General features: G+C 51.6%; 25 protein-coding genes. 11 read left to right on the top strand and 14 right to left on the bottom strand.

The annotated features are described in order from the left end of the window. Positions 1–107: 107 nt before the first annotated feature. From K3T83_RS47120 to K3T83_RS47105, 4 genes are all read right to left on the bottom strand, one after another. Positions 108–488, bottom strand: coding sequence for a hypothetical protein (locus K3T83_RS47120; protein WP_220210084.1), 381 nt, complete (start codon positions 486–488; stop codon positions 108–110). Between the two features lie 213 nt (positions 489–701). Further along, positions 702–1460 carry an MBL fold metallo-hydrolase gene (locus tag K3T83_RS47115; RefSeq protein ID WP_220210083.1) on the bottom strand — a complete coding sequence of 253 codons (759 nt, stop codon included), beginning with the start codon at positions 1458–1460 and terminating at the stop codon, positions 702–704. Between the two features lie 121 nt (positions 1461–1581). After that, a complete protein-coding gene (locus K3T83_RS47110; protein WP_220210082.1) occupies positions 1582–1785 on the bottom strand; it encodes a hypothetical protein in 204 nt (67 codons plus the stop codon). 8 nt (positions 1786–1793) lie between these two features. Then, entirely contained in the window at positions 1794–2126 is a 333-nt protein-coding gene (locus K3T83_RS47105) for a TetR/AcrR family transcriptional regulator (RefSeq protein ID WP_220210081.1), read from the bottom strand. 410 nt (positions 2127–2536) lie between these two features. Between K3T83_RS47105 and K3T83_RS47100 the strand changes: the two genes are divergently transcribed. Together K3T83_RS47100 and K3T83_RS47095 are read left to right on the top strand one after the other, a co-directional pair. Beyond that, on the top strand, positions 2537–3898 hold the full coding sequence (locus K3T83_RS47100; RefSeq protein WP_220210080.1) for a class I SAM-dependent methyltransferase: 1362 nt from the start codon (positions 2537–2539) through the stop codon (positions 3896–3898). Positions 3899–4168: 270 nt separating this feature from the next. After that, positions 4169–4537, top strand: coding sequence for a phosphoribosyl-AMP cyclohydrolase (locus tag K3T83_RS47095; protein WP_220210079.1), 369 nt, complete (start codon positions 4169–4171; stop codon positions 4535–4537). A gap of 225 nt (positions 4538–4762) precedes the next feature. On the opposite strand, the gene K3T83_RS47090 is transcribed toward K3T83_RS47095, so the two are convergent. The 3 genes from K3T83_RS47090 to K3T83_RS47080 form a co-directional block, all read right to left on the bottom strand. After that, on the bottom strand, positions 4763–5710 hold the full coding sequence (locus tag K3T83_RS47090) for a zinc-binding dehydrogenase (RefSeq protein ID WP_220210078.1): 948 nt from the start codon (positions 5708–5710) through the stop codon (positions 4763–4765). A gap of 89 nt (positions 5711–5799) precedes the next feature. Further along, the gene (locus K3T83_RS47085; RefSeq protein WP_220210077.1) at positions 5800–6030 is read right to left on the bottom strand and encodes an NAD(P)-binding domain-containing protein; all 231 of its coding nucleotides are present in this window, start codon (positions 6028–6030) and stop codon (positions 5800–5802) included. Between the two features lie 152 nt (positions 6031–6182). Beyond that, a complete protein-coding gene (locus tag K3T83_RS47080) occupies positions 6183–6554 on the bottom strand; it encodes a MerR family transcriptional regulator (RefSeq protein ID WP_236065225.1) in 372 nt (123 codons plus the stop codon). Positions 6555–7049: 495 nt separating this feature from the next. Between K3T83_RS47080 and K3T83_RS47075 the strand changes: the two genes are divergently transcribed. Both K3T83_RS47075 and K3T83_RS47070 read left to right on the top strand, forming a co-directional pair. Beyond that, positions 7050–7889: a sensor histidine kinase gene (locus tag K3T83_RS47075; protein ID WP_220210076.1), complete on the top strand. Its 840-nt coding sequence runs from the start codon at positions 7050–7052 to the stop codon at positions 7887–7889. Positions 7890–8417: 528 nt separating this feature from the next. Beyond that, a complete protein-coding gene (locus K3T83_RS47070) occupies positions 8418–8708 on the top strand; it encodes a hypothetical protein (protein ID WP_220210075.1) in 291 nt (96 codons plus the stop codon). 68 nt (positions 8709–8776) lie between these two features. Here the strand turns inward: K3T83_RS47070 and K3T83_RS47065 are convergent, their stop codons facing one another. The 5 genes from K3T83_RS47065 to K3T83_RS47045 form a co-directional block, all read right to left on the bottom strand. Then, complete coding sequence (locus K3T83_RS47065; protein ID WP_220210074.1) at positions 8777–9520, bottom strand: DUF72 domain-containing protein; 744 nt, start codon at positions 9518–9520, stop codon at positions 8777–8779. Positions 9521–10030: 510 nt separating this feature from the next. After that, positions 10031–10858, bottom strand: coding sequence for a 4-hydroxy-tetrahydrodipicolinate reductase (gene dapB, locus K3T83_RS47060; protein ID WP_220210073.1), 828 nt, complete (start codon positions 10856–10858; stop codon positions 10031–10033). Between the two features lie 97 nt (positions 10859–10955). Next, on the bottom strand, positions 10956–11441 hold the full coding sequence (locus K3T83_RS47055) for a hypothetical protein (protein WP_220210072.1): 486 nt from the start codon (positions 11439–11441) through the stop codon (positions 10956–10958). A 62-nt stretch (positions 11442–11503) separates the two neighbouring features. Next, positions 11504–11797 carry a hypothetical protein gene (locus K3T83_RS47050; RefSeq protein ID WP_220210071.1) on the bottom strand — a complete coding sequence of 98 codons (294 nt, stop codon included), beginning with the start codon at positions 11795–11797 and terminating at the stop codon, positions 11504–11506. 215 nt (positions 11798–12012) lie between these two features. After that, positions 12013–12699, bottom strand: a complete 687-nt coding sequence (locus K3T83_RS47045; protein WP_220210070.1) for a TetR/AcrR family transcriptional regulator C-terminal domain-containing protein — start codon at positions 12697–12699, stop codon at positions 12013–12015. Between the two features lie 247 nt (positions 12700–12946). Here K3T83_RS47045 and K3T83_RS47040 point away from each other — a divergent pair, with 247 nt between their 5' ends. From K3T83_RS47040 to K3T83_RS47020, 5 genes are all read left to right on the top strand, one after another. Next, on the top strand, positions 12947–14065 hold the full coding sequence (locus K3T83_RS47040; RefSeq protein ID WP_220210069.1) for a pyridoxamine 5'-phosphate oxidase family protein: 1119 nt from the start codon (positions 12947–12949) through the stop codon (positions 14063–14065). 219 nt (positions 14066–14284) lie between these two features. Then, entirely contained in the window at positions 14285–14833 is a 549-nt protein-coding gene (locus K3T83_RS47035) for a DinB family protein (RefSeq protein WP_220210068.1), read from the top strand. Positions 14834–14915: 82 nt separating this feature from the next. Continuing rightward, positions 14916–15587: a dienelactone hydrolase family protein gene (locus K3T83_RS47030; RefSeq protein WP_220210067.1), complete on the top strand. Its 672-nt coding sequence runs from the start codon at positions 14916–14918 to the stop codon at positions 15585–15587. A 109-nt stretch (positions 15588–15696) separates the two neighbouring features. Continuing rightward, entirely contained in the window at positions 15697–16416 is a 720-nt protein-coding gene (locus K3T83_RS47025; RefSeq protein WP_220210066.1) for a helix-turn-helix domain-containing protein, read from the top strand. Between the two features lie 41 nt (positions 16417–16457). After that, positions 16458–17030: a dihydrofolate reductase family protein gene (locus K3T83_RS47020; RefSeq protein ID WP_220210065.1), complete on the top strand. Its 573-nt coding sequence runs from the start codon at positions 16458–16460 to the stop codon at positions 17028–17030. A 54-nt stretch (positions 17031–17084) separates the two neighbouring features. Here the strand turns inward: K3T83_RS47020 and K3T83_RS47015 are convergent, their stop codons facing one another. Continuing rightward, positions 17085–18074, bottom strand: a complete 990-nt coding sequence (locus tag K3T83_RS47015) for an aldo/keto reductase (RefSeq protein ID WP_220210064.1) — start codon at positions 18072–18074, stop codon at positions 17085–17087. Positions 18075–18386: 312 nt separating this feature from the next. Between K3T83_RS47015 and K3T83_RS47010 the strand changes: the two genes are divergently transcribed. Continuing rightward, the gene (locus K3T83_RS47010) at positions 18387–19256 is read left to right on the top strand and encodes a sigma-70 family RNA polymerase sigma factor (protein WP_220210063.1); all 870 of its coding nucleotides are present in this window, start codon (positions 18387–18389) and stop codon (positions 19254–19256) included. Between the two features lie 20 nt (positions 19257–19276). Here the strand turns inward: K3T83_RS47010 and K3T83_RS47005 are convergent, their stop codons facing one another. After that, positions 19277–19906, bottom strand: a complete 630-nt coding sequence (locus K3T83_RS47005) for a TetR/AcrR family transcriptional regulator (protein ID WP_220210062.1) — start codon at positions 19904–19906, stop codon at positions 19277–19279. A gap of 439 nt (positions 19907–20345) precedes the next feature. Here K3T83_RS47005 and K3T83_RS47000 point away from each other — a divergent pair, with 439 nt between their 5' ends. Next, the gene (locus K3T83_RS47000) at positions 20346–21413 is read left to right on the top strand and encodes an alpha/beta fold hydrolase (protein ID WP_220210061.1); all 1068 of its coding nucleotides are present in this window, start codon (positions 20346–20348) and stop codon (positions 21411–21413) included. The last annotated feature ends 63 nt before the right edge of the window (positions 21414–21476 follow it).

Raw genomic sequence — 21476 nt, 5'->3', positions numbered from 1 at the left:
TGACGGCGCATGTTCGATCAAAAAGCTGAGCGCGTTATGAATCACAGGAGACGCCATGAAATGATAATCATCGAGGACCAGCACCGTCTGGCCTGTCAACATGCAGGTCAGATCTTCAGCTTTGAGTCCCATCTCCAATCAAAGAAGAGAAGCAGCAACAAAAAGATTTCTACAGCTTTCACCAGCACATCAAATGGATCAAGCTTGCCCTCCTTCGGTCCTCCTAAAAAGACCCAGAGAACAACAGTCAGCGCTGTATAGCCCATCAAGATCCAGCGCACGAAGCTGTGAAGGGCTATGAACTGAGGAAGCACAAATGCGGCTAACAGGACGAGATACCCTAATCCATTAAGCAAAAACCAGGTGTGCAGCTCCTCATCGGGCTGCATTCCAAGAAACAAATGGGCACCAATTGTCAGTAAGATCAAGACAATGATGCCAGGGTGAAACGTGTCTATGCCTGTACGTGTTTGACTAAAGCGTTCCACTTTACAAAACCTCTTTCTTCTACTGCTCAACTCATATGTATAGACAATCTTCTTGTGGCGCATCCCAATACTATCTCTAGGGACCGCGTGTACAATGGCACGAATATAAAGTGAAGAACGTAACAGGCGAAAAGCTCTTCAACAGCATATATACCAGGGCTATTCAGCATGCCTATATTGATCTCTCCCCACCACCGTTGCCGCGGTGACAGCTTATGCGAGAGATGTGATTTCTAGCGGCTCGCCCGGTTCCAAAATATGCACCGCCGTTGTCGGAATGCGCTGTGCCATCTCCTGGGCAAATTGTGCGGCGGTTCCGGTATACTTGAGAAGCAGGCGATCACGGAGCGCACCTGCGGTGAAAGTGTAGTGCATTGGCACAGCGACGCGCGGGCGTAAGAGTTCGGCCAGTTCCGTTGCCTCCTGTGCGTTCATCACCACCTGACGATTAAACGCGGGACGAATTTGCAATCCATTTACCGCAAGCAGAGCCAGATCAATGCGTGGAAAACGGGTCGCAACCTCTCGCAGTTGTGGGATTAAGAGCGTGTCGGCCCCAAAGAAGATCGTGAAGTCGGAACTCTGCACAACATAGGTATTCTCAGGCACTCCATGTTCAGCGGGCGTGGCAGTGATCGTAAGATTACCAACCTCGGCAGTTTCCCAGGGATCAAGCTCAATCACAGTATGAAATCCGACCTTGCGCGCGGCTGCGGCGATACCCCGCTTGACTAGCACCGGAACGCTCTTGTCGGGATAAGCCTGGAATGCCTGCATATCATAATGATCGTAGTGTCCATGACTGACCAGCACTGCATCCAGAAGTGGAAGTTCCTGCGGAGTAAAAGCCAGTGGCTCGCCCCGCAGATAGCCAGTTTTTTCTGAGAACCAGGGATCAGTCAGGATCTTCGTGCCTGCAATATCGAGCAGGACACAGGAATGGGTCACGCGCGTCACGGTTAACGTCGCCATAGCATTGCTCCTTTTCGCTGTTTAGTTATCCACCAATTCATAACAGCATCTATTCAAGAAGTGCAATAAATTATTTGATAGCTGGTTGGTCATCCAACCAGTTACGTGTAAAAAAATTTGGTCAACTGTGTTCCAGGAAGACATTGATCATACGTGTCAGCACTCCATATGCGTCCTCGACAGCAAAGTTCTGGCCGGTAATATGCTGGAGGGCCAGGCCATCGAAACAGGCCAGCAGGATTGACGCGAACAAATCGGAGTTAACTGCCTGCTCGCCTCCCGCTGCCTGCACGACCTGCCCAATGCTCCCACATCCCCTCTGCAAAAGCTCCGTTACCGCAGGCAGCAGCGTAGGATTGCGTAGTCCCAGCGCAAACAATACGTCTCGGGAGTACGCAGTGTGCGCTGTAACGCATCATTCAAGCCTGCTTCGCCCACCCGGTCAGCGGGTAGGCTGTCCATCACTCTGCGCATGTTCTCGGTATAGCGGCTCGAAATGTCTTTGAGTACTTCTACCAGCAATTCGTCTTTATTCGCGAAGTAATAATGCACCAGTCCCGGTGCGACCTCGGCCTCGCGTGCAATCGCCTTGATTGTGGTCGCATCATATCCATGCTCGGCCAGTACATGATATGCTGCTTGAATGATTCGTTCGCGTGTCGTCATCTGCCTGCTTCCTCCTGGTTGATCGTCCAACCAAAATATAACCGACACATATAGCAAAAGTCAAGTGGCGGCTCACATTTACCAGGGCTTTCCAGTTCTCCGCTCAAAGGGGTGCAGCGTCTCCCTGCCGGGGTCTGGGGTGTCCCCAGTTTCCTTCCCTCCTTCGCGCGCCGCCTGCGACGGCGCGCAAAAGAGAAGAAAAAAGGTTTTTGCGGGGACACCCCGCACCCCGGCAGAGGGCTGCCGCCCTCTGCACTCCCGCTAGATGGGAGAATTGGAAAGCCCTGTCACATTTACCAAAATAATTGCAACCAGGCCAAAAGAAATACCAGAATTCCACTTGACAATTCTAAAGATATATCTTATCCTAATTAAAGATATATCTTTAGAATGAAAAAGGAAAGAAACATATGCACGAGAACACTGAGCATCACGAAGAACACAGAGGCCGACCACATCATATGGAGAGATCAGAACGTCGAGAACACAGGAAAGAGCGCAGGCAGCACCATCACGAGGAGTCGGAGGAGCGAGGACATCGCCATCATGCATCCTGGCATCTTACCGATGAGGATGGACATCAGCGCAGAGGGCGGCGGGAGCGCGTCGAGCGAGGCATGCTGCGCTATCTGCTGCTCGACGCACTACGTGATGGCCCCAAACATGGCTACGAGACGATCAGATGGCTCGAAGAGCAGACATATGGCCGTTATGCTCCCAGCCCTGGCACCGTCTATCCGACCCTACAACTCTTAGAGGATCAAGGGCTGATTCTGGCCCAGCGAGCCGATGAAAAAAACATCTATCAACTCAGCGAGGCAGGGCAAAAAGAGCTGGAGGCCCATGCAGATTTCACCCAGGAGTTCTGGCAGCGCAATGGACGCCCCGTTCCTCCTCCTGCGATGCAGCTTGAGACCGAGTTTGTTAATGAGGACTTGCAGGATCTCCAGCGCACCGTAGAAAAAGGGGTCTCGATGCTGAAAGATCAGCAAAGCCTCCTGGCCTTGCGTCAGGTGCTTGAGCGCAGCAAGAACGAGATTCGCGGTCTGCTCACCGGCGACACCGTTCCCCAGCAACCACATCCAGGGAGATCCCAGCGCCCAGGACGCGAAATCGAGGAGGCCATCGCACGCCTGTTTGCTCCCGAGGATGATGCGTTGCGCCAAACTACCGAGCGGGCCAGAGAGCAGGGGCTTCCATCGATTCAGATTTCCCCTCTGCAAGGCAAGCTCTTACAAGTACTGGCGAAGGCTTGTCAGGCGCGCAAGATCCTGGAGATTGGTGCGCTGGCAGGGTATAGCGGCATCTGGCTGGCCCGGTCGCTGCCTGCTGATGGACGACTGATCACGCTGGAAATCGATGAGAAGCACGCCAATGTGGTACGCGAGTCGTTTCGGCAAGCTCAGGTAGAAGACCGCACCGAAGTACGCGTAGGTCCAGCGCTTGAGACACTCCCCCAATTAGTGGAAGAAGGGCCATTTGATCTGATTTTTATCGACGCAGACAAAGACGCCTATCCACAATACCTCACATGGGCAATTCGGCTCGCCCGTCCGGGTAGCATCATAGTCGCCGACAATTGCGTCCTGGGTGGAGATGGACTGGGAAGCGTACAGGAGTCTACCGTGAACCAGCGTGGCACAGGTGCCCGCGCATATAACCAGATGGCGAGCAGCGATCCCGCCCTGTATTCCATCGCCCTCCCCATCAGCAGTGGAATGACGGTCGCCGTCGTTGGAGCCAAGACGGAAGCAGCCTCAGAAACAAAATAGTAAATATCCTGTTTAACGAGTTCAGCAAAATCGTCCACCTGGTCATTGATGCCCGATAGCAGATGGACGATTTGTTGTGAAATGGGATCAGGGCCACGACACGGGAAGAAGAAAAAGAACAACAAATAGAATCGCAGGTAAAAAAAGTCCTGATTTTAAGTTACATGTTTCTCCAGATTTTCTATCCATATTGCTATGTAAGCGGATAATCATCTATACTCAATCTTAACAGGAACAATAAGAAAATTTTCCAGAAAGGATACTACGAAGATGACTACTCTCCCAGAACTGGCATTTTATCAGGGGCTTAACCAGGATCTCATTCCAGTTGCTATTCAACACTGGAAATCTCTTGAGGTTCTTATGCTTGGGACAATGAGCAAAGAATCATTGATACTGACACTAGAAAATAATATCGTCTACTTGTTTGCTCTTTCTCGTCAGGAAATCTGGCTGAAAGGCGAGAAATCCGGTGTACATCTTAAAGTAAAAGAGATTCGCGTAAATTGCAACAATAGTAATTTGCTTATTCTCGTTGACTATGAGAGCAACATTTGTCATACAGGCTCCCGTTCGTGTTTTTATCGCCGTCTTGTCAAAAGAGATGAGCAGTGGGTTTGGGATGAAATAGAAGAGTAGCAATCTGTGAGCAACTTTATTTCACTCGAAATCGCTTCGTCGTCCATTTGTACCTCCCACACATCGTTTCGCTTTCTGTGAACGTTCGTCGGCATGTCGGACAGCGAAATCGACGTTTATAGAGCACGAGACGTACTTGGTAAGATCTGAGCCTGCTATCCCTTTTATGGAGAGCCCGATACATCAGTGTATGTGATGAATCGGGTCCCTACAGAAAAGATGGAATTACAACGTCAGCACAACTTTTCCAGTGATGCGACGCTCAAGCAAGCTCTGAACAGCATCGACGATGTGGGTCCAGGACAATTCAAGGTCGATGTGGGGATGGAGGCGACCATCGGCGATCAAGCGGGCTAGAATACCAAGATCCTCTGAACCGGGGTGGCGAGCCAGTTCATGGAAGATAATAAGGCCGTAAAGATTGGCTCCTCCTGCCCAGTAGAATGCTTGCGGCTTAAATGTAACAGTCCCCTGAAGGTCTGATGAAGAGCCATAACTGACAGCAGTACCGCCTGGCGCAAGCATACTCAAAGCATTACCCAACACGTTGCCACCAACAGCATCCAGAATGAGATGATAAGGGCCAGATTGGCGAGCGGCTTCTAAATCTTCACTCACGATGACGTGATGCGCTCCGGCTTGCCGTATATCGGCAACACGCTCAGCACGACGAGCCACGCCAATAACTTGCGCCCCGGCGATATGCGCCAATTGCACAGCAAAATGACCAACGCCGCCCGATGCCCCAGTTATCAGCACGCGTTTCCCAACCAGGAAGCCGCCTTTTTCAAGGGCACGATAGGCAGTGAGGCCAGCTACAGGCAAGGTTGCGGCCTGAGAAAATGTCACAGTATCTGGCAGTTCGGCCAGCATGGGGGTAGGCACGGCAATCACCTCGGCCCAGGCCCCAACGCTCAGCACACCGACAACACGTGTACCCTGGCGCGGCCCAGAGCCATCTGCGGCCTGCTGTTCAACGGTGCCTGCAAAATCCCAACCGGGTTGCCAGCCTGCCTCAGCAGTAGTTGAGCGACGAACCTCGCCTAGATTGAGCGAAATAGCAGCAACGCGTACAAGCGCCTCTGAAGGCAAGGGAGTTGGCGATGCAACTTCTTGAATAGCGAGACGCCCCTTAACCGATGGATCGACAACAATGGCACGATTTGAACTCATGGTTACTCCTCGTTCACAACGTTAGCTAGCTGTGCTATAATGTGCACCACTCTAGTAAATGCACTCTCTGGTAATCTTCACAGAAAACGCTATACAATACTTTCCAGTGCCGCATCATCCCAGACAACCGAGACCACAATCCCCCCACGTGTCAAAACGTCGCGCGGTTGAAAGACCTGCTGCGTCTCCAGGGCAACCAACGGACCTGCTTTGCTGGCGATGCGATTGCAGGCCTTGAGCGCGTAACCGGCTGCGAGCAGATGACAGGCTATCGGTTGACCCAGGTTGCCAAGTCCAATGAATCCAATTGTTTCGCTCATGCATTCTCCCTCAAGACCTTCCTTCATCATGTCATGTTGACAGCCATATTCTTCCCTCCAGGCTGTTTGTTCGCAATCGTCTGCGAGCAAGGTCTCTCTGAAGGCATGAGAACATGACGTTGACGTTAGCGTCATATTTTAAAGAAAAAAAACTAGAGTTGTTGCTTTGCGGCCAGGAAGCGCTCAAAGCGTTCGATGTTGGCCTGCAAATCGCCAAATTTCCTGTCAGCTTCAGCGAGGTGTTTTCTGAGAATGGCAAGGACTTTTTGTTTTGGCTGAATGCCGCTTGAACCGGTAAAGGAGAGATCAATGACGTCGCGGATCTCGTCCAGGCTCAGTCCGAGTTGCTTGAACTGGTCGATTTTCCGCAAGCGGGCAAGCTTTTCCTCGCTAGAGTTGTGGTAACCGTGCCCCTCATGCTCTGTGGGAGGGAGCAGCCCGATATACTCATAGGAGCGAACGGTACGTTGGGTCACTTTGGCCTGCTCTGTCAGATCACCGATCCGCATACGTTGCTTCATCATTTCTCCCCAAAACATGACGCAAACGTTACATTTGTAGTATAGAGCAACGCTAGCATTCTGTCAAGACCGTTTGAGGGTTCGCGCAGGGCTTTCCAATTCTCCCATCTAGCAGGAGTGCAGAGGGCGGCAGCCCTTTGCCAGGGTGCGGGGTGTCCCCGCAAAAACCTTTTTTCTTCTCTTTTGCGCGCCGCCTGCGGCGGCGCGCGAAGGAGGGAAGGAAACTGGGGACACCCCAGACCCCGGCAGGGAGACCCCTGCCCCCCTTTGAGCGGAGAACTGAAAAGCCCCGAGGGTTCGCGCAAGCGTTCACAGAAATATTTCCCCCGGAAGGATGGAGAGCCATATAGGTTACGTTTTCAATGATGTGAAACTTTGTAGGATGCCTCTTGTCTGATCGGTCCTCAGTAAGCAGTATTGACTCAGTAGCAATAAAATCTTCTTGATGCTTGTTAAGTACACTTTTCAATCGCTTCGCGTCAGAAACACAAACGCGCAGTGGTCCAATTCCTGATCCGTAGCCGTTGGGATTTTTCACAACGCGTTCACTTTCCCTGGAAGGATGAGATTACAGAGGTTGCTCAGGCATTCAATGAGATGGCGCGTCAAGTGCAGAGCATGCTTGACGAGCAACGGGCCTTTGCCAGCAATACCTCACACGAACTGCGAACTCCCCTGACGGCCATTCGATTGCGAACGGAAGCGCTGCGTTACGATACGCTGGATCATACAACGGCAAGACAATACATTGAAGAGATTGACGATGAAATCGCCCATCTGAGCAATCTGGTGCAGGAATTGATTCTGCTCTCTCGCTTTGAGGCCGGGCGTGCAGAGGTTGGACACGAAGAAATCGATCTCATACGGATGGCAAGCTCCCTGGTTCACGAGTTTACTCCACTGGCACAAGCCAAACACATTGACCTCACGCTGGTTGAACCCGCAACGTCTGTACAGTTGACCGCCAATATGAACCACCTCACAATGGTCTTTCGCAATCTGCTGGACAATGCTCTGAAATACACACCGGATGGCGGCTCCGTCACATGGACGATCCAGGTTGACGCGCATGAGGTGGTTCATACGATCCAGGATACCGGGCAAGGAATTCCAGCTGATGCCCTCGCCCATCTCTTTGAACGATTTTATCGGGTCAATAAAGCACGATCACGCGATATTCCAGGAACAGGATTAGGGCTGGCTATCGTCAAAACCATCGTTGATCTCTATCATGGTCGGATCACGATTGAAAGTGCGGGCGTCCAGAAGGGAACGATGGTGCATCTCTCCTGGCCGTACCAACCCATACAAGAAGAACTCGCCCCTCCTGACAACTAACAAGATATCGCGCTCCTTCTTCTCGATAGACATTGACAGAGAGAATATCCAGTTGTATCATAGATATATCGAAGATATTTCGCGATATATTGTTATATTCAATGAAAATGTGGAGAGAAAGAGAAGAGGAACATGTTCTACGATCCACTCTCGATATTTGCCACAGTAATGTTGCTTATCCATCATGCCGTGGAACAACGAGAAAAAGCGAACAAACTGCAAAGGCCGCATCTCCTCTTGCAGAGTAAAAAAGGACGATATATGATAAGGAGGCTGGGTATTTTTCTCATGAGAATAGGTGGCAGACTGGTCTATCTGGGATCAACATACGTGAGCGACATTGGCGAGGGAGAAAATGAAGCAATAAACAGGTGGTAAGAGGAGCAGGGGATAAAGACAACTTTGTGAGTCAATTGAGAACGCATGTTGCTGTACTGTGACGTACCAGAGATATCTCTTCATCATCATTGTAGATGATGAGATAGATATATTGATTGGAAGCAACAAGGACCAAAGGAGGTGCTTCTCATGGGTTGGCGGCTTGCTCTTTTTGCTCGTGGAGCATTAGCATTCATCTGGTTGATCACTCCATTTGTAACCCGTGCATTCCATAGGGATTGGATTGTACCGCTGTTGGGCATTATTTTCTTGCCATTTACTACTCTAGTTTTTGTCTTTGCCACACTTGATGATGGCAGTGTGGGAGAGTGGGAGTGGCTCTGGATCGCGCTGGCACTCCTCCTCGATCTGATCGCGCACAATTCCAGCGCAACTTCATATCTTCATCGTATCCCTGGACGGGAACTGCTACGAGAATAGCGGGAAGGACATCTTTTCACCACGCATCCAGCGCAACGACGCCTGCTCTTGCCTGGAACATCCATCGATCAGGGTTGATGTCTGTCTCCAAGCAATGCTTGCAGTCGTTGCGCATCAGCGATTGCATGGCCTTCGGCATCATTGTTAAAATACACAAATAGGTCGCGGCCCTCAGTATGGTTTCTAAATACCCTGCTGGCTAAGACCTCAAGTTCACTGTCGCTCAAACCAACCCCATGCTCTCCATGATGAATGCGTATGTAGCCAAACGGTCCTATCGGGGGGATATCTGCTGGAATAGGGCATGTTCCTCCAACAGCAACAACGAGGGTACAACCAGTTTCTTCGAGAAGCTGGCGAAGGGTAGGAAGAGCTTCTGTCTGAAACCAACTGGGGTCACGGAACTCGAAAGCTGCTTTGTGCGTGCCAGGCAATCGCGCAATGAAGTGTTGAAGGCGTTGCAGGTTCATGTGCCAATGAGGTGGAAGCTGGTAGAGAAAAGGACCGATATGTGTTCCTAATCCTCCCGCCGCACTATAGAGCCGGTTGATGCCTTCCTCCGCCCCCTGAAGCTTCTTCAAGTGGGTAATAAAGCGGCTTGCCTTGACTGCAAAGCAGAAACCTCGATGGGTTTGCTCGCCCCAACGCTGAAACTGTTCATAGGAGGGCAAACGATAGAAGCTGTTGTTCAACTCAACAGTTGAGAAATGTTGTGCATAGTATGCAAGATGCTCACGGACGGGAAGATCAGACGGGTAAAATCGCCCGATCCAATGAGGATAGATCCAACCAGATGTGCCGATCCAAATCATACCAGGACTCCCCTTCTCTCTCATGGCTTTCATTTTACAGTACAGAAGCCAGCTTCTCTCTGCATTTTAAGGCGGGAGAAACTGGCCTCTGTATGACACATTCAGAACTTCATCCACTCTATGCAGCCATGCAGACGGCTTCTAACAGTTATATCTCGCGGCACCGATACGAAACGAAGAGAGCTGATCGTTCACAAAATCGCCCACATATGACACGTTTCCAGCATATTGGGCGCACCCTCCTGCAAAGTTGTTGTCCTTATAGACGCGGGTATACGTGCAATTATTAAAGACCTGAAATGAGGAAATAGTATCGTTCCACTTGTGGATTGTATGGACTATCAAGGCACCCGACATAGATACGCACCTGTAGAAAAAGGTATAACTACGATAACCGTTTCCTACATCCTACAGTACTCTGTCAGAACACCAGGATATATATCTTGAGTACTATAGGAAAAAGCATCCATGCATAAACGAGTCCCGGAGATTCCTTTCTCTTCGCGCTGATCAATTACCGGAGTCTTCAGCAGAGATTCCAGGGAAAAGAAGCCGATCTAACCCGCGCACCAGTCCATTCACCTCCTGCACTTTGCGTACGGCCAGGAGCGTCCCACTGACATATGGTTGGGCACCAGTTCCAGCATCGTGGCGGATAGTCAGACGCTCATCAGGCAATCCAAAAATCGTTTCAAAGGCAATCACATAGCTGGGCAAGCGGATAGAATGTACCTGAGTTCCCCCAATTGTGGCCCCGCGCACCTCCTTTGGGCCATGCGTCTCTTCCAGGGGAACGCCCAGCTGGTTTTGCGCGATGGCCGCCAGTTCTTCCGCAAGCTCGCGGGTCGTTCCGCTGGGAGCATCAACTTTGGCAGCGCTGGCATAATCAATAATTTCCCAGGAGGGCAGGTATTGAGCGGCAATCAATGCAAAATGCTTCGCCAGGGCCGCCGTCAGCGAGAAGTTACCCGCCGCTATGACCCCCAGATTGCGCGCCTCCGCTCGCTCCGCAATTTCAGCATAATTGTTCGCGGTCAGCCCGGACGTTCCAACAACCACCCGTACACCTTTGTCCAGCGCGGCCAGAACATGGCCCTTTACCACGTCATGACTACTATAGTCAACAAGGACATCTGTTGGAGTCGCCAGCGCTTCTTCTAGAGTGGAGGCGATGATTACATTTGCGCGTTCACGCCCGAGTGCTTCTCCGATATCAACACCAGCCTGTCGGCGAGCAATAGCGCCAACCAACTGGAATTCGTTTGATGCTAACATCGCGCTCGTCACAGCGCTACCAGTCCACCCTGTCGCGCCCGCGACACATACACGAATAGCCATACTACAATATCCTCTCTTCGTGATTTTCTTTACTCGTATATTCTACTACGTTTTCAGGGGTCTTTAAGCTCTGCAATATTTTTTTAAACATGAAAAACTACTCCTGATTGTGAGGAAGAAGCTGCCCATGAAGCAAGTAATGGGTGATAGCCTGCTGCCAGGAGGAAATCCAGGTCTGATAATGCTGCTGTGTAAATGTTGCGAGCAAGGCGTTGCCCTGTGGAGAGAGTGCGGTGAGGGTATAAGTGACGCATACTCGACTCGTTTGCTCTTCAGCCTGTTGGCAGCGAACATCGATCCAACTGGTATGGGACTGGGGCAGGATGTTTAAATAGGTAACATGACTCTGTTCTCGCTCATAGGCAACGATGGTCCAGATCTTTGTCGGCTCGTTGGCATGCCGGGTCGTAAAGGTCGTTCCAACCTCAGCTTCCCCTGTCACCGGATAGAGCATGTCCGGGTTCCAGTCTACCTCCCACAACTTTTCGCCGAGAGGTTCAAAGAGAGGAAACACCTGCTGAAGTATTGCGGGAAGCTGGATGACATGAGAGCGTGTGACGCGTTGAGCAACAAATGTTGACATAGAAAAAGTCTCCTGTCGAGTATGGGGATCAACAAAACGAGGCAGCAAACAACCAGGATAGTTCATTCTTCTGAAGCTTGCTCGATTAAGTAATGACTGGCTCTGGCATCATATGTCATGCCATAAACCTCTTTCAGTTGCGCAATACGTGTGAGTGTTTCCTCGCTAAAGGGGTGCTTGCGCTCGAATGCATGCAAAACGATCCCTTCGAGGAGATCACCCAGAGAGATGTCATGATATTCTGCCAGAGCTTTGAGCACTTTCACCAGTTTCTTCTCCATACGTGCGCCAATTTGCACTCGCTCAACAGGAATGTTCTGCTCATGTGAGCCGCCAGGTTCTTTCATCTGTTCCATTACCTTTGTCTCCTTCACTTGTTATGTATGTTACATTGTTACCAATGTAACATACATAACAAAAAGAGTCAAGGGCCAGTATACTTTTTGATACAATGCCATATATCATCAGCAAAATCGTCCTGAGCAATTTCCACAAAAAGCTCCATTTGAAGATAGTGAGGAAACTGCAACACGGCTTTCTTCTTCCCTTCTTTAGAATCGCACAGGTCTGCTTATTGCTCAGCACTTCCATCCTCTTTCATTGATTTGTTGCTCTCCTGGCGTAATCCCTCAATAATCAGATTCAGCCCATAGTTGAAACGGGCATCAAAATCGTAGTTTTCCAGATATGGTTGGAACATGCTCAACATAGGATACTGCGGAGAAGGAAGTGCTGCTGCTAAGATACGTTGATAAGCAGAATCTACAGAGGTGTGAAACGCCTGCTCCTCTATCGTCAAACCAATCACATAGTAAAGCATGGTCCATCCGGCATTAAAGATGGAAGCGGGTGGACAGCCGGATTGCACGAGGATCTCACAGAGGATCTCCGCACAACGAAGCGTGTTCTCTTCAGCCACGTAGGTATCGGCAAGGACTCTGGCCCCATCACGATACGCCAGTAAGCATCGGCGCAAGTCTTGCACGCCAGCTTGTAGACGATGTGCCCAATCTTCATCATCGGGAAGATCTCTGCCCCAATCAGCAATCATCGCATCGGCCATCGCATTTAACAATTCCTGTTTATTCTTGAAATGCCAGTACAGTGCAGCCACCTGGACCCCTAAATGATCGGCGAGCCGCCTCATGGTAAGACCCTCCAATCCGACATCATTGAGCAGGTTCAGCGCCGCCTGAACAACGGTTTCGCGTTTGAGATGAGCCTGCTTTCGACCTGCCTGTTCAACGTCACGCGCCATATATCCCTCCCTTGACCTGTTCCCATTGACACTTGAACAGCGTTCAAGTATACTGAACATTGTTCAAGCGTATCACTTAGATTGTTAAAAACTATCGCTTATGCATTTTAGCTCTGTCACTCGTACAAAGGGATGACAGAACGACGGGTGTACAAACGACACTATTAGATCATGAACTGGATAAGCCTGTCAAGTTTTGACTGTTGAATGGCAGGAAGGCAAAGAACCAGTTTCGGAGGAAAAGTCTATGCTTTCACAGCAGCCTCATCAGCTCATTGAAACTGAAGAAGCGTTGCGCGCACGCATCTCATTGCCAATCCCTCTCATCGCGGAAAAAAAGTCTGAGCGCTTGTTTGACCATGACAGGAGCTTTATCGCTCTCAGTCCCCTCCTCTGTCTAACCACGCGAGGCCCGGATGGAAACGCCGATGTTTCTATTCATGGCGGCAAACACGGTTTCGTGCAGGTCGTCAACGAGAAGACGCTTCTGGTCCCGCTTTTTGCTGATCGGCGACTCAGAAACCCCCAGGAAGATATCCCCACACATAGCGAAGTTGGCTTGATTTTCATGATTCCCGGAGTGACCGAGACGCTACGTATCAATGGATCAGGAACCATCATAGACAAGCACGAGCTACCTGACACGTTTTTCTCGGAGGAGCAGCCCGATGCGGTTCTGCAAGTGGAAATAGCAGAGAACTATTTCCAATGCCCCAAAGCATTGTTGCGCTCCCGACTCTGGAAGCCAGATGTTCAGGTCGCTCCTTCATCTCTCGTCCATCTGGAGGAAACATCAGGACCGTTGACGGCGTTTGATGACGACTGCCTGTCCTTTCTTGAGCATGCCTGTTTCACGTTTCTGGGAACCTGCAATGGCAAGAAGGAAGCGGATATCTCGCCACGCGGCGATCCACCAGGAGCCTTTAAGCTGCTGAACAGAAAGGTGCTGCTCATAGGAGATCGGCCAGGAAATCGTCTGGTCGATAGTCATCGCAATGTGCTTCAGCATCCTCGGGCGGCTCTCGTCTTCTTGATCCCAGGTATCAGCCTGGTGCTGACGGTTCAAGGGAGAGTGCGTCTGACAACAGATGGTGACATCCTTGAATTGCTGGCGATTCAGGGGAAAAAGCCTGTTCTAGGCGTCTGGATAGACGTTGAAACCGTCTTTCTGAGCCATTCTCAGGCGTTAGAACGCGCCCAGGTGTGGGACACGCGAACATATATTGATCCCGACGCGCTGCCCTCGCTTGCAGAGAAGATCACAAGCTGGCTCAAAGCGACTGGAAAAGAAAACTTGCCGATTCCTCCCATAGAAATGCTGCAAGCAATGCTCAGCGAAGAAGCGTTGAAGAAAGAACTGTACTAGCAGCCCAGCCATCTCAAAGGCTCATTCCTCCCACGCCTATGCGATAAGGGAGAATGAGCCTTTTTTATCTTGGTTGGATCAGACGCCTCCCCCCAACTCATTCCACTTTTCACCCAGGCAAGAAGAATAGATGTGGAGAAGGAAAAAGTCTGAATGTACAAAACAGAACTTTTGTTCCATATTTCTTGCAGTCAGGATCAATATTTGGAGGTATACACGATGGATCTCTTGTGGAGGAACACCCTCTGGCAGCAGTTCGGCGCAACTATCGATATGCTCGAAAATGCCCTGCTCACCTGTCCCGACACGCACTGGTACGGACGGCTCTGGCCCGCCGACTCAGATTTGCCGCCGGAAGCCTCCGCATTCTGGTATATCACCTATCACACCCTCTTCTGGCTCGACCTGTATCTCACTGGCAAACAGGAAGGCTTCGCTCCACCAGCCCCTTTCACCCTGGATGAGCTTGACCCGGCTGGCGTCCTTCCTGAACGGCCCTATAGCAAGGAAGAACTGCACTCCTACCTGCGCTATCTGCGTAAGAAGTGCCAGACAACGATTGCCGAGTTGTCAGACGAGCAATCGTACCAGCAGATCAATTTTCCCTGGACTAGGGGCAAGCCGATGAGCTTTTTAGGTCTGCTGTTGTACACCATGCGCCACGTTCAGGAACATGCTGCCCAGTTGAACCTGTTTCTCGGACAAAACGGCATTGATGGAGTCACCAATTGGGTCGCCCTGGCAAAAGCCGATGAGGGCGGTGAATAAGCGTTGCTCATAAGTGGATCAAACAGACTTTTGTGCTACATTGCCTGTAGTGCAACTATTTTAAGCATTTCGGAAGGATACTATGATAGAATTTCAAATTGATGGAAGAACGATCAACGGCTATCTGGCCGAGCCTGCGCATAGTAGTGGGCCAGGGGTGCTGGTTCTGCATGCATGGTGGGGGCTGACGGAACCATTTCGGCAGGCATGCGATCGCCTCGCGGAGGCGGGTTTTGTGGCGCTCGCCCCCGATCTCTATCATGGCAAGACGACCGCGTCGGTCGAGGAAGCAGAAGCACTGGGCGGTGCGCTGGATCAGGATGAGGAGCGATGGCGCGGCGATATTGCGGGTGCGCTCCAGTTTTTGCGTCAACGCAATGCGGCCAACAATCGCGGCAAGCTCGCCCTCGTTGGCTTCTCGCTGGGCGGTGCCTACGCCCTGGATACATCCGTCACGCTGGCTGAGCAGATCGCCGCTGTTGTAACCTTTTACGACTCCTACCCCGGGCTGGACTATAATAAAGCTTCGGCTACATACCTCTGCCACTTTGCGGAGGAGGACCAGTTTGTGCCAACCGAACCGATTGTAGCAATGGAGCAGCAGCTTCAGGCGGCAGACAAGCAACACACCTTCTATACATATCCAGGAACCAGACATTGGTTCGTCGAGGAGAATCGCCCTGAATATAATGCTGAAGCAGCTCGCCTTGCCTGGAAACGGACCATCGAGTTCTTGCATCAACAGCTTGATTAAATGTTATTGATGAATCTGGATCACTGGCAGTGATCCAGATCTCCCTTGCCTATGAGAATTTCCAGTTATGTATGGCGTATATACTCATGCAGAATAAATGAGGTATCACATGCTCATTTTTGACGAGGATAGAGCATCTGACTCGCCCTTTGTCCAGCAGATCTGGCGCTGCCATAGTGAAGGGACAAGCCCATTTCTCTCCATTGCTGCGAGTCGCTGCGAACTTGTAATAGGCAAGTTTGAGGGCAAGATCACCATGACGGTGCGTGGACCAGAAACCAGAGCAACCGCGCAGGGAGACTGTCCTGGCGAGGGAGAATGGGTTGGCATTCTTTTGAAAATGGGCACGTTTCTGCCACAACTTCCAGCCGGCACGCTGCTCGATACCGGCGTAGATCTGCCCACCGCCTCGAAGCGCTCCTTCTGGTTCGCAGGCTCCATCTGGCAATTCCCCGATTATAACAACGCCGACACATTTGTTGCGCGCCTGGTACGTCAGGGATTGCTGGCACATGAGCCGCTCGTCGATGCGGTCTTGCAGGGCGACAATCTGAAAAACTGTTCGCTTTCCACCATCCAGCGTCGTTTCTTGCGCGCAACAGGTTTGACGCAGAGCACGGTCCGTCAGATCGAGCGCGCCCGCTATGCCCTGCAACTCTTACAACAGGGCGTCTCGATCCTGGACACCGTTGAGCAAGCTGGCTATTTCGATCAACCACATTTGACGCGCTCGCTAAAGCACTTCATTGGACAAACGCCAGTCCAGATCCGCGAGCAGAGCCGCCCCGAACAACTGCCGTTTCTGTACAAGACAACGCCCTTACAATGAGGCATACTATCTCCATCACACACAATCGAAGGAGAATCGTAATGGGAAAGATTATCACAACTACATGGGTCAGTCTCGATGGCTTTATTGCAGGACCAAACGGAGAGATGGATTGGGTAATGGTCGATGAAGAAATGGGCAAATACGAGGATGATATCGTGAGCGCGTCGGACACGCTCTTGCTGGGACGAGTCACGTATCAAAGTTTTGCAGGCTCCTGGCCCTATGTGCCTGACAATCCCCAAGCTTCAGAGGGCGAGAAAGTCTATGCCCGCAAATTGAATGCGATGCGCAAAATCGTCTTCTCCACAACGCTCCCCGCCGCTGAGTGGCACAATTCGCTTCTGTTGAAAGAAGTGCAACCCGAAGAAATCACGACGTTAAAGCAGGAGTCGGTGGGCAATATGCTGATCTACGGAAGCGCCAGCATTGTGCAAAACCTCACCAATCTTGGACTGATTGACGAGTATCAGCTTTTAGTTCATCCAGTTGTTTTAGGTGGCGGGAAATCGTTCTTCAACGATATTCAGAACAGACAAAATCTGCAACTAGTCCAAACAAAAACCTTTCCCACCGGGGTCGTTGGCCTCTACTATCGGCCTACAAGCAAATAAACGCCTGTTTTCGGTGCAGCTCGCCCCGTTTGACGGAGCGAGTTGCCTTTTTGTCTACCAGGCATAGGCTTCTGGGGCAGGGCCGCCAGGGCCAGGAAAGATAGTATCGAGGCGTGCCAGTGTTTCCTGCGACAGAGCAATTTCCAGCGCACGCAAGGTTCCGTCAAGTTGCTCTCTGGTGCGCGGTCCAATAATGGGTGCCGTAACTACCGGATTCGCCAGGAGCCACGCCAGCGCCACATGTGCAGGCTCTTCTCCCAACTCGGCACACAGACGTTCATACGCCTCCAGCTGCCCCCGCTTCTTCTCGACGGCTTCCTGCAAGCCACCCTGAGCGCGGCGACCCTGCGACACCTTTCGCAATGCCCCACCGAGCAATCCAGAGCCTAGAGGACTGTAGGGGATCAATCCGAGTCCATAGGTTGCACATGCCGGTAACACCTCCAGTTCAATAGCACGAGTGGTGAGGTTGTACAGGCTTTGTTCGCTGACCAGCCCCATAAAGTATCGGCTGCGTGCGATCTCGTTGGCCTGAGCAATGTGCCATCCTGCGAAGTTACTACTGCCGACATAGATCACCTTCCCCTCGCGTACCAGTTGTTCCATTGCCTGCCAGATCTCCTCCCAGGGCGTCTCGCGGTCAATGTGATGCATCTGATACAGATCGATATGATCGGTTCGTAAGCGGCGCAAGCTCTCCTCACAAGCACGCCGAATGTGGAGTGCCGACAATCGAGACTGATTGGGCCAGTCACCTACATCACCATAGACCTTTGTAGCCAATACCACTTTGTCGCGGCGTCCACCACCCTGGGCGAACCAGCGACCAATAATCTGCTCAGCAAGACCCTCTCCTTGCCTGGGGCTGTAGATATTGGCTGTGTCGAAGAAGTTGATGCCGTGTTCCAGAGCGCGATCCATCATGGCAAAGCTGTCTGTCTCGGAGGCTTGCGGCTCAAAATACATGTTCCCTCCGAAATTCATCGTGCCAAGGCACAAACGGCTAACAAGCAGTCCTGTCCGTCCAAGATGATTGTATTGCATAGTATGCTCTCTTTCTTTTCCACACTTGTCTGCGGCACCAACGCTATTGCTAAGACATATGTATGATCGGATGCTAGCTCGTCCCTATGTCTCGTTACTTGCGTTTGATGCCTTTTTCCTTCTCAACGATGAACAGTATACTCGTTGACAAGCGAGATGCCATTCACCTAAAGATGGATTTCCCAAACATCTCTATTGCGACAGGGCTTTGTTGGGTAAGTTTTTCTTCCTCGTATCCTCCATGAGTGGTCACATCAGGCAAGCCTCACGTGTCACTAATATGACAACATATATTGCGGAGGAAAAGAACGAATGGAGAAACACGAATGGTTGACGGAAGCATTTGAGGCGGAGCGACCCCATCTGCAAACGGTGGCTTACCGACTGCTCGGCTCTACCTCAGAGGCGGACGACGCGGTACAGGAGGCATGGCTCCGTCTCAGCTTTGCCGATAGCAGCAGTGTCGAGAACCTGGGAGGATGGCTGACAACTGTAGTGGCGCGCATCAGCCTTAATATGCTGCGTTCGCGCAACGTGCGGCGCGAGGAACCCCTGGAAGCCTCTGCGCTTGAGACAAGCCGGGAGGAAATTATCGATCCTGAGCAAGAGGCACTGCTGGCCGATTCGGTCGGGATCGCGCTGCTGGTGATCCTCGATACGCTCGCTCCCGCTGAGCGCCTCGCTTTCGTGCTTCACGATATCTTTGCGGTCCCTTTTGATGAAATTGCTCCCATCGTAGAACGTTCAGAAGCCGCCACCAGACAGCTTGCGAGCCGTGCGCGCCGCCGCATCCAGGAAGGAGCGAAGACCCAGGACACAAACCTCACCTACCAGCGAGAAGTTGTTGAGGCGTTCCTCGCCGCCTCACGTGCGGGCAACTTTGAGGCGCTGGTCGCTCTGCTTGACCCGGATGTGGTGTTCCGAACCGACTGGCCCATGCCAGCAGAGGGCTTCTCAAGGGAGATTCGTGGCGCGGCTGCTGTGGCAAAGCAGCTCTTGAGACGCGCCCACGAGGTACAACCAATCCTGATAAACGGCGCTGTAGGAATTGTTGTGGCCCCGCCAGGACAACGGCTCCTCGTCGCCCAACTCACGATCACAAACGGCAGGATCGCCCGCATCAACGCAATTTCAGACCCGACACATTTAAGCAGATTGCATCTTGCGGTGCTTTCCGACTGACGCTGCCTTTTTCACGCGTTCTAGTGCTGAACGACCAACATACTGGAGATCTCTCTCTCACGAGTATTGCCCTCAAATACGGTGCTAATACTCGTGGCCATCAAGCGCCAGTAGAGATCTCCCATCACTTCTGCCGACGGGGATAATTGCTCTTTGAGCCACTGTTCAATCAGCCCCATAAGCGCTCCGGCGGCAGAAGCGGCCAGCAGATCGTGAGAGATTGCCGCCCGCTTGCTCATACGAAACTGCGAAAGGACACGCCGCTGATAGAGTTCAGCAAAATACGTTTTCCATAAAGATGCAACATCAGCGGGTCCGCCATCGCCAAGCAACGCCTGATACAAACGATGGTGCCGTGCCACGTGCTCAAAAATGCGAATACTACGCAGGTGGTACGGGCACGAAGCTACCTCCTCCGGTTCCACGCCTCGCCTCAGTTCGCTGAGCAACTCCCTCACACATTCTCTCAGCAACTCCTCTTTCTCATGGTAGTGCAGATAGAAGGTCGTCCGTCCCAGTCTGGCTCGCTCAGTGATGTCCAGGACCGTAACCGTCTCATAGCTTCTCTCAAGGAGCAGAGAGAACAAGGCCTCGCGTAGTTCACGGCGGGTGCGCTGAATTCGACGATCCAGACGAGGTGCTTCATTCATTGTTTTCCCTTACACAATAATAGACACACCCACCTGGACTGTCTGAGATGTCGAGACGACGCACAGAATGGGTATCTTTCTCTTGATCTTGCCAGTCTGGTAGCTTTATAGTGGAGGTGTCGAACAATTCGACAGCGCATTCATCAGTGAACACGCTGTAGTATATGCTCTCTGTCGGCAATTCGCAACAGAGAGGCAAAGCATAACAGGGCTTTCCAGTTCTCCGCTCAAAGGGGTGCAGGGTCTCCCTGCCGGGGTCTGGGGTGTCCCCAGTTTCCTTCCCTCCTTCGCGCGCCGCCTGCGGCGGCGCGCAAAAGAGAAGAAAAAAGGTTTTTTGCGGGGACACCCCGCACCCCGGCAAAGGGCTGCCGCCCTCTGCACTCCCGCTAGATGGGAGAATTGGAAAGCCCTGCAAAGCATAAGGGATAGGACTCGATCTATGCATGAAACATACTTTTTACCAGGCATTACACAACACATCATCACAACGGACCGATTGACCACAGCCTATTTGCAAGCGGGAGAGGGAACGACCCCAATCGTTCTGCTTCACGGGAATACCTCATCATCCTCCTTTTATCAGGATTTTATGCTCGCATTGGCCCGATCAGGACAATACACCATCTATGCACCGGATATGCGCGGTTTCGGACATAGCGAAGGACTTCCGGTCGATGCGACACGGGGAGCACGCGATTTCTCCGACGATCTGGCAGCTTTTGTTCAGCAGCTCAATGTGCCTCCATTCCATGCTCTGGGCTGGTCATTAGGAGGTAATGTCGTTATGCAGTATGCCATTGATTATCCAGGGATGCTCCGGTCGCTCACCCTGGAAGCGCCAGGTTCTCCCTTTGGCCTCGGAGGAACAAAAGATGCAAAGGGAACACCAACCTGGCCTGATTTCGCAGGCAGTGGAGGTGGCGCGGTTGCCAATCCTGAGCTAGTCAAACGAATCGCGGCGGGAGATCGCGGAAACGAGCGCTTTTCTCCACGCACCGTCCTCACTAACTTCTACTTCAAGCCTCCCTTCCGTGTAACATCAGAGCGGGAAGAAACGTTGCTCTCGGCCTTTTTAACGACTAAAGTGAGACCGGAAAATTTCCCTGGCGACATCACCCCGTCAGCAAACTGGCCGCTCGTTGCGCCCGGTCAAACGGGCATACTCAACGCCTTCTCTCCCAAATACCTGAATCAATGCAATTTTGCCAGAATCGCTCAGAAGCCGCCAGTCCTCTGGGTACATGGTGAGGATGATCTGATCGTCTCGGATAGCGCCATAATCGATTTTGGTGGTCTGGGTGAACGTGGTCTGGCTCCTGGCTGGCCCAGCAGACAGATCTACCCACCTCAGCCAATGAAAACGCAAATACGAGCCATGTTGCAAGCATATCAACAATATGGAGGTGAATATCACGAAGTAGCATTTCAGGATTGCGGGCACATTCCTCATATCGAGAAACAAGAGCAGATGGTGCAAATATTTACCGCATTTATCCGTGAGCATTAAGAGCATCAAGCACCAACAATCGCAGAGGAAGCTGATGCTCTCCAGCTTCCTCTACCTGTTTCA

It is taken from the genome of Reticulibacter mediterranei, from assembly GCF_016587455.1.
The sequence above is the reverse complement of the archived record's forward strand: the minus strand, read 5'-3'. Positions and strand labels throughout refer to the sequence as shown.

Coding starts and splice junctions, on each gene's coding strand:
- K3T83_RS47000 (WP_220210061.1), top strand. CDS start 20,346: ATGCATGAAACATACTTTTTACCAGGCATTACACAACACATCATCACA.
- K3T83_RS47020 (WP_220210065.1), top strand. CDS start 16,458: ATGGGAAAGATTATCACAACTACATGGGTCAGTCTCGATGGCTTTATT.
- K3T83_RS47025 (WP_220210066.1), top strand. CDS start 15,697: ATGCTCATTTTTGACGAGGATAGAGCATCTGACTCGCCCTTTGTCCAG.
- K3T83_RS47065 (WP_220210074.1), bottom strand. CDS start 9,520: ATGATTTGGATCGGCACATCTGGTTGGATCTATCCTCATTGGATCGGG.
- K3T83_RS47050 (WP_220210071.1), bottom strand. CDS start 11,797: ATGGAACAGATGAAAGAACCTGGCGGCTCACATGAGCAGAACATTCCT.
- K3T83_RS47015 (WP_220210064.1), bottom strand. CDS start 18,074: ATGCAATACAATCATCTTGGACGGACAGGACTGCTTGTTAGCCGTTTG.
- K3T83_RS47030 (WP_220210067.1), top strand. CDS start 14,916: ATGATAGAATTTCAAATTGATGGAAGAACGATCAACGGCTATCTGGCC.
- K3T83_RS47040 (WP_220210069.1), top strand. CDS start 12,947: ATGCTTTCACAGCAGCCTCATCAGCTCATTGAAACTGAAGAAGCGTTG.
- K3T83_RS47010 (WP_220210063.1), top strand. CDS start 18,387: ATGGAGAAACACGAATGGTTGACGGAAGCATTTGAGGCGGAGCGACCC.
- K3T83_RS47085 (WP_220210077.1), bottom strand. CDS start 6,030: ATGAGCGAAACAATTGGATTCATTGGACTTGGCAACCTGGGTCAACCG.
- K3T83_RS47005 (WP_220210062.1), bottom strand. CDS start 19,906: ATGAATGAAGCACCTCGTCTGGATCGTCGAATTCAGCGCACCCGCCGT.
- K3T83_RS47090 (WP_220210078.1), bottom strand. CDS start 5,710: ATGAGTTCAAATCGTGCCATTGTTGTCGATCCATCGGTTAAGGGGCGT.
- K3T83_RS47045 (WP_220210070.1), bottom strand. CDS start 12,699: ATGGCGCGTGACGTTGAACAGGCAGGTCGAAAGCAGGCTCATCTCAAA.
- K3T83_RS47095 (WP_220210079.1), top strand. CDS start 4,169: ATGACTACTCTCCCAGAACTGGCATTTTATCAGGGGCTTAACCAGGAT.
- dapB (WP_220210073.1), bottom strand. CDS start 10,858: ATGGCTATTCGTGTATGTGTCGCGGGCGCGACAGGGTGGACTGGTAGC.
- K3T83_RS47100 (WP_220210080.1), top strand. CDS start 2,537: ATGCACGAGAACACTGAGCATCACGAAGAACACAGAGGCCGACCACAT.
- K3T83_RS47035 (WP_220210068.1), top strand. CDS start 14,285: ATGGATCTCTTGTGGAGGAACACCCTCTGGCAGCAGTTCGGCGCAACT.
- K3T83_RS47080 (WP_236065225.1), bottom strand. CDS start 6,554: ATGATGAAGCAACGTATGCGGATCGGTGATCTGACAGAGCAGGCCAAA.
- K3T83_RS47055 (WP_220210072.1), bottom strand. CDS start 11,441: ATGTCAACATTTGTTGCTCAACGCGTCACACGCTCTCATGTCATCCAG.
- K3T83_RS47115 (WP_220210083.1), bottom strand. CDS start 1,460: ATGGCGACGTTAACCGTGACGCGCGTGACCCATTCCTGTGTCCTGCTC.
- K3T83_RS47070 (WP_220210075.1), top strand. CDS start 8,418: ATGGGTTGGCGGCTTGCTCTTTTTGCTCGTGGAGCATTAGCATTCATC.
- K3T83_RS47105 (WP_220210081.1), bottom strand. CDS start 2,126: ATGACGACACGCGAACGAATCATTCAAGCAGCATATCATGTACTGGCC.